At 53.3% G+C, this 7008-nt stretch carries 3 protein-coding genes; all 3 read right to left on the bottom strand.

Annotated elements, in window-relative coordinates; translation table 11 throughout:
• Positions 1 to 329 precede the first annotated feature (329 nt).
• The 3 genes from KBW69_RS21470 to KBW69_RS21460 all read right to left on the bottom strand — a co-directional run bounded on the left by KBW69_RS21470 (position 330) and on the right by KBW69_RS21460 (position 6871).
• Positions 330 to 1970: an ankyrin repeat domain-containing protein gene (locus KBW69_RS21470; RefSeq protein ID WP_257282226.1), complete on the bottom strand. Its 1641-nt coding sequence runs from the start codon at positions 1968 to 1970 to the stop codon at positions 330 to 332.
• 127 nt (positions 1971 to 2097) lie between these two features.
• The gene (locus KBW69_RS21465) at positions 2098 to 4863 is read right to left on the bottom strand and encodes an ankyrin repeat domain-containing protein (protein ID WP_257282225.1); all 2766 of its coding nucleotides are present in this window, start codon (positions 4861 to 4863) and stop codon (positions 2098 to 2100) included.
• Between the two features lie 199 nt (positions 4864 to 5062).
• The gene (locus tag KBW69_RS21460; protein ID WP_257282224.1) at positions 5063 to 6871 is read right to left on the bottom strand and encodes an ankyrin repeat domain-containing protein; all 1809 of its coding nucleotides are present in this window, start codon (positions 6869 to 6871) and stop codon (positions 5063 to 5065) included.
• Positions 6872 to 7008: the final 137 nt, after the last annotated feature.

Here is a 7008-nt window from a genome sequence, read left to right as displayed (position 1 = left end):
CCTGGAGAACTTGTTTTCTGTTCAAGCTCGACAACAAAATGTCTGGTCAACGGATGAGCCTGACAGACGATGGGCAATGTCATGAGTAACAGTGGTGCCGCAAAGAGTGAGTGCTTAATCATTCTACCTTTTCATTCTGATGAACAGAGAGGAAGGATAGATCAGGAAAATAACGCAAGTTACGCAGTGAACCGTTCTCTCAATCGCGCTTTCAGCCCTGCCAGAGTCTCGACTTTCCAGCGTTTCTTGCAGATCGCCCTGACATCTGAAAGACGTATTTTCCGGATAAGATAAAGACTCTCTTTTGTTCCCTGCCTTGCCTCTGTTACCTACCTTGCCCCGGCCTCGGTCAGAGCTTTCACGCAGTCGTTATTGTCCTTCAGGGTCGCGATTAACAGCGGGGTAGCGCCATCCGAAGTTCGGGAGGCGTTGAGATCAGCCCCGGCATTGATCAGGAGTTTTACGGTGTCGGTATGGCCCCTCAGGGCTGCGATGAACAGCGGGGTGGCGCCACCAAAAATAGAACTATGACAGGTAGCGTTGAGATCTGCCCCGGCGTCGATCAGCAGTTTCACGCAGTCGGTATTGCCCATCGAGGCTGCGATGAAAAGCGGGGTGTCGCCATCCGTAGTCCGGGCGTTGAGATTCGCCCCGGCGTTGATCAGGCGCTCGGCGACGTCCCTGTGTCCCAGTATGGATACCAGCATCAAGGCAGTGAAATCATCATCCATAACGGCATCGACATGGACTTCCTCTGCTAGTGACCTTTCCACCTGATCCAAATCCCCATCAAAACAGGCAATATAAAACGCCTCGTCGGGGAAAAATGTATCCGGGTGAGACTCACCGGTGTTCTCATTTACCATGGGCAGCGGGTCTTGCCTGCACATTACACACTGGCGAGAGCCGATGGGCTGATCAACAAAACACCTGGAAATACAGTCCAGGTCGAAGCGGTGGCCACAACATTGGGTTTTGAGTACCACAGGCATTGCATCACGACCATGGAAGTGAACCAGACAAATAGGACAGGGATCGGACTCCATTGTTACGTCAGTGTGCATGGGGACAGCGGGGCCAGCAATGCTCTCCATGGGTAGTGCATCTGTGTCAGTCATATGACCTGCGCACTCTGTGCAGTGTCCATTGTTTAAATGTGGGCATGAGCTTTGTTCGAGCGTTGCTTCAGTCTGGCCTGTCGAATGTTCTGCGGAATTCATCGGCCAATCAGTGGGCCCACTGCTATTGGATGATGGTCGGAATTGACAAACGCCGTGACAGGGAGAGACGAAACAATCCAGACCCAAAGTGTGTAAATGTTGCTGTGAGCCTCCGTTACCATCGGCAGAGTCAGAGTCAAGGAAGCTGTTGAAAGAGCCTGCAGGGCGGGCGGTGGCTTCCTGAGCTTGCTGTCCCGATGACTCTGATGGCGGAAGTTGTGGCTGGTCATTGCCAGAGCCAGACATCGTAATGATGGCCGCCAGCGGGTGAGCCTGACACCGCTCTTTTTGTGCAATCGGATTAAACGACGATGATTTTATATTCCAATAACTCTTTAAAAGCCAGGCGATAGCGACAACCTCTTCTACAGGTAGCCGTGAATAAGAGGTGAAACTTAGTGGGGTGTTTTTGCTGGTCAGGATCAGTTCGTAACCCACCAGCAGATAATTGGCGTAAAGCCATGGCCACGAAATGGATTCAATGATGGTCGTTTTTTGCGTGCAGCCGTCTGGTCTGACTTGTTTCTTATCAGCCGGTAAATATGATCCTTCATAACCCTTGGTGTAGGCAATGTCTGACATGGTGCCCGACATTGTATGCTGGTCAGGGGTTACAGAAACGTTCCGGTTTGGAAAACCTGTGTTCTGTTCAAACAAGACAACAAAGCGCCACGTCAACGGTTGAGCCTGACAGACGACGGACAATGTCATTATTGACAGTGGTGCTGCGAAGAGTGAGTGTTTAATCATTCTACCCTGGCATTCTGGTGTAAAGAGGGGAAGGATAGATCAAGAGCATAACTCAAGTTATGCAGTGAACCGTTCCTTTGACTGCCCCAGCTCTGCCCCTGCCCCGGTCAGGGCTCTCACGCAGTCGTTATTGCCCTTCCGTGCTGCGATTGAAAGCCGGGGTGGCGTCATCCGAAGTCCGGAAGACGTGGAGATCCGCCCCGGCGTTGATCAGGACTTTTACGCAGTCGATTTTGCCCTTTCGGACTGCGATGCACAACGGTGTGGTGCCATTCGACAAGGCAGCGTTGAGATTCGCCCCGGCGTTGATCAGTACTTCCACAGAGTCGGTATTGCCCTTCAGGGCTGCGACGTACAGCGGTGTGACACCATGAAGATAGGCAGCGTTGACATCTGCCCCTGCTTCGATCAGGGCTTTCACAATATCGGTATGACCGTTCTGGACTGCAATATACAGAGAGGTAACGCCACCCGTGGTCCGGGCGTTGAAATCCGCCCCGGCTTCGATCAGGAGTTTCACGATGTCGGTATGGCCGTTCTGGGCTGCAAGATACAACGAGGTGACGCCACTCGCACTCCGGGCGTCGGGATCTGCCTTGGCTTCGATCAGGAGTTTCACGATGTCGGTATGGCCCTTCCGGACTGCGATGAGCAGCGGGGTGACGCCACTCGCATTCCGGGCGTTGGGATCTGCCTTGGCTTCGATCAGGAGTTTCACGATGTCGGTATGGCCGTTCTGGGCTGCAACATACAGTGAGGTGAAACCACCCGTAGTCCGGGCGTTGAGATCTGCCTTGGCTTCGATCAGGAGTTTCACGATGTTGGTATGGCCCTTCCGGGCAGCGATAAACAGAGGGGTGGCGCCATCCGAAGTCCGTAGGGCGTTGAGATCTGCCCCGGCGTTGATCAGGACTTTCACGCAGTCGGTATTGCCATTGCGGGCTGCGATGAACAGCGGGGTGGCTCCATTCGACAAGGCGGCGTTGAGATCAGCCCCGCTGTTAATCAGGACTTCTGCAGAGTTGGTATTACCTTTCTGACTTGAGATATAGAGCGGGGTGGCACCATTAAGCGAGGTGGCGTTGACATCCGCCCCGCCTTCGATCAGGGCTTGCACAATGTCGGTATGGTCGCTCTGCGCCGCGATATACAGTGAGGTAACGCCATCCGTAACCCGGGCGTTGAGATCCGCCCCGGCTTCGATCAGGGCTTTCACAATGTCGGTATGGCCGTTCTGGGCTGCGATATACAGTGAGGTAACGCCACCTGAAGTCTGTGCGTTGAGATTCGCACCGGCTTCGATCAGGGCTTTCAAAATGTCGGTAAGGCCGTTCTGGGCTGAGATATACAGTGAGGTGACACCACCCGAAGTCCGCGCGTTGAGATCTGCCTTGGCTTCGATCAGGAGTTTCACGATGTCGGTATGGTCTTTCCGGGCAGCGATGAGCAGTGGGGTGACACCATTCTTAGTGCGGGCGTTGAGATCTGCCTTGGCTTCGATCAGGAGTTTCACGATATCGGTATGGCCCTTCCGGGCAGCGATGAACAGCGGAGTGGCACCATCCAAAGTCCTGGAGGCATCCTTAGTGCGGGCGTTGAGATCTGCCTTGGCTTCGATCAGGAGTTTCACAATGTCGGTATGCCCCTTGCGGGCAGCGATGAATAGGGGGGTGGCGCCATCCTCAATCCGTGCATTGAGATCAGCCCGGGCGTCGATCAGAACTTTCACGCAGTCGGTATTGCCCTTCAAGGCTGCAATGAACAGCGGGGTGATACCATTGGACAAGGCGGCGTTGAGATCAGCCCCGGCGTTAATCAGGGCTTTTACGCAGTCGGTATTAACCTCTCGGGCTGCGATGAACAGTGGGGTGGCGCCATCCTTACTCCGGGCGTTGATATCTGCCCCGGCGTTGACCAGGCGTTCGACGATGTCCTTATGCCCTTGAGCGGATGCCAACATCAAGGCAGTGAGACCATCATTTATAGCGGTATTGACATTGACTCCCTCTGCCAGTGACTTCTCCACCTGATCCAAATCCCCCTCAAAACAGGCACGATAAAAGGCCCGATCGGGGAAAAATGTATCCGGATGAGATTCACCGGTGTGCTCATTCACCATAGGCATCGGGTCTTGCCGACACATTACACACTGGCGAGAGCCGATGGGCTGATCAACAAAACACCTCGAAATACAGTCCAGATCGAAGTGGTGGCGACAACATTGGGTTCTGAGGACTACAGGCAATGCATCACGATCATGGAAGTGAACCAGACAAATAGGGCAGGGGTCGGACTCCATTGTTACGTCACTGCCCATAGGGACAGCGGGGCGAGCAACGCCATCAGTGTGAAGTACATCCGTGTTGGTCACATGACCTGCGCACTCCGGGCAGTGTCCGTTGTCCAAATGTGGGCATGAGCTTTGTTCAGGCGTTGCGCTTGTGTGGCCTGTCGAATGTTCTGCGGAATTTATCGGACATTCAACGGGCTCGCTGTTATCGGATGACGGTTGGAATTGACAAACGCCATGACAGGGAAAGACGAAACAATCTAAACCCAAAGTATGCAGATGTTGCTGTGAGCCTCCGCTACCACCGGCAGAGACAGAATTAAAGGAGTTGCTGAAAGAGCCTGAAGGGCGGGCGGTGGCACCCTGAGCTTGCTGTCCCGTTGAATCTGATGGCGGGTATTGTCGCTGATCACTCCCAGAGCCAGGCACCATTATGATGGCTGCAAACGGGTGATCCTGACCCAGCCCTTTTTGTTTCATCGGATTAAACGACGATTTCTTTGTAATCTCGACAACAAAATGTCTTGTCATCGGTTGAGCCTGAGAGACGACGGATAATGTCATGAATAGCAGAGGTACTGTAGACAGTGAGCGTTTAATCATTCTAGCCTTGCATTCTGGTGTGAAGGGTGGGAAGGATAGATCAGGAAAATAACTCAGATTACGCATTCAACTGTTCTCAACTGCCCCAGAGAAGTTTTCAGCCCTGTCAGAATCTCAACTTTTTAACGTTTCTTGTCGATCACCTTAACACCTGAAAGCGGTGTTTTCTGGATAAGATAACGCCTCTCTTTTGTTTCCTTCATTGTCTCTGTTGCCACCTTGCCCCGGCCTCGCTCAGGGCTTTCGCGCAGTCGGTATTGCCTATTGCGATTGCGATGCAGAGTGGTGTGGCGCCATCCGTAGTCCTGACGGCGTTGAGATTCGCCCTGGCCTTGATCAGGAGTTTCACACACTCGGTATTGCCCTGCTGGGCTGCGATGAACAACGGGGTGGCGCCATCCGGTAGGGCGGTGTTGGGATTAACTCCAGCGTTGATAAGGGCTTTCACGCACCCGGTGTTATTTTCTTGGGCAGCCATGAACAGTGCGGTAGCGCCGTTCTTGGCCCGGGTGTTGAGAACTGCCCTGGCTTCAATCAGGAGTTCCACGCAGTCGGTGTTATTTTCCTGGGCAGCCATTAACACTGCGGTGGCGCCATTCGAACAGGCGGCGTTGAGATCCGCACCGCCTTCGATCAGGATTTTCACACTGTCGGTATTGCCTTTCCCGGCAGCAATGAGCAGCGGGGTGACGCCATTCTTGGTCCGGGCGTTAAGATCCGCCTTGGCTTCGACCAACAGTTTCACGCAGTCGCTGTAATTTTTTTGGGCAGCAAAGAACAGCGGGGTGGTGCCATCCAACAAGGCGGTGTCGAGATTCGCCCCGTCGTTAATCAGGAGTTTCACGCAGTCGGTGTTATTTTTTTGGACAGCGATGAACAGTGCGGTGCCGCCACCCTTTGTCTGAGTGTTGAGATCCGCCCCGGCCTTGATCAGGAGTTTCACGATGTTGGTATGACCCTCCTGGGCAGCGACGAACAGCGAGGTGGAACCTCTCTTGGTTCGGGCGTTGAGATTCGCCCCGGCGTTGACCAGGCGCTCGACGATCTCCATGTGCCCCCCGGAAGATGCCAAGATCAAAGCCGTGAAATCATTATCCATAACCGCATTGACATTGACTCCCTCTGCCAGTGACTTCTCCACTTGATCCAAATCCCCCTCAAGACAGGCATTATAAAACGCCTGATCGGGGAAAAATGGATCCGGGTGAGATTCACCGGTGTTCTCATTCACCATAGGCATCGGGTCTTGCCGACACATTGCACAATGGCGAGAGCCGATGGGCTGATCAAGAAAACACCTCGAAATACAGTCCAGATCGAAGCGGTGGCCGCAGCAATGGGCTTTGACGACCACAAACGCTTCATCACGACCATGGAAGTGAACCAGACAAATAGGGCAGGGGTCGGACTCCATTGTTACGTCAGTACCCATAGGGACAGCGGGGCGAGCAACGTCATCATTGTGAAGTACATCCGTGTTAGTCACATGACCTGCGCACTCCGGGCAGTGTCCGTTGTCCAAATGTGGGCATGAGCTTTGTTCAGGCGTTGTGCTTGTGTGGCCTGTCGAATGTTTTGCGGAGTTTATCGGCCATTCAACGGGCTCGCTGTTATCGGATGACGGTCGGAATTGACAAACGCCATGACAGGGAAAGACGAAACAATCTAAACCCAAAGTATGCAAAAGTTGCTGTGAGCCTTCGCTACCATCGGCAGAGTCAGAATAAAAGGAGTTGCTGAAAGAGCCTGCAGGGCAGGCGTTGGCACCCTGAGTTTGCTGCCCCGATGACTCTGATGGCGGGTGTTGTTGCCGGGCATTTCCAGAGCCAGGCATCATAATGATGGCCGCAAACGGGTGATCCTGACCCAGCTCTTTTTGTTTCATCGGATTAAAGGATGGCTTCTTTTCAGTCTCGACAACAAAACGTCTTGTCATCGGTTGAGCCTGACAGACGACGGACAATGTCATGATTAACAATGGTGCTGCAAAGAGTGAGTGCTTAGTCATTCTATCCTTGTACTCTGGTGAACAGACAGGAAGGATAGATCAAGAAAATAACTCAGATTACGCAGTCAACTGTTCTCAACTGCCCCAGAGAAGCTTTCAGCCCTGACAGGGTCTCGACTTTCCACCGTTTCTTGTAG

It is taken from the genome of Endozoicomonas sp. ISHI1, from assembly GCF_024606225.1.
Lineage (GTDB): Bacteria > Pseudomonadota > Gammaproteobacteria > Pseudomonadales > Endozoicomonadaceae > Endozoicomonas_A.
The sequence above is the reverse complement of the archived record's forward strand: the minus strand, read 5'-3'. Positions and strand labels throughout refer to the sequence as shown.

Bases quoted from the DNA above. Each gene is read 5' to 3' on its own strand.
- KBW69_RS21460 (WP_257282224.1), bottom strand. From the start codon at position 6,871: ATGACTAAGCACTCACTCTTTGCAGCACCATTGTTAATCATGACATTG.
- KBW69_RS21470 (WP_257282226.1), bottom strand. From the start codon at position 1,970: ATGATTAAACACTCACTCTTCGCAGCACCACTGTCAATAATGACATTG.
- KBW69_RS21465 (WP_257282225.1), bottom strand. From the start codon at position 4,863: ATGATTAAACGCTCACTGTCTACAGTACCTCTGCTATTCATGACATTA.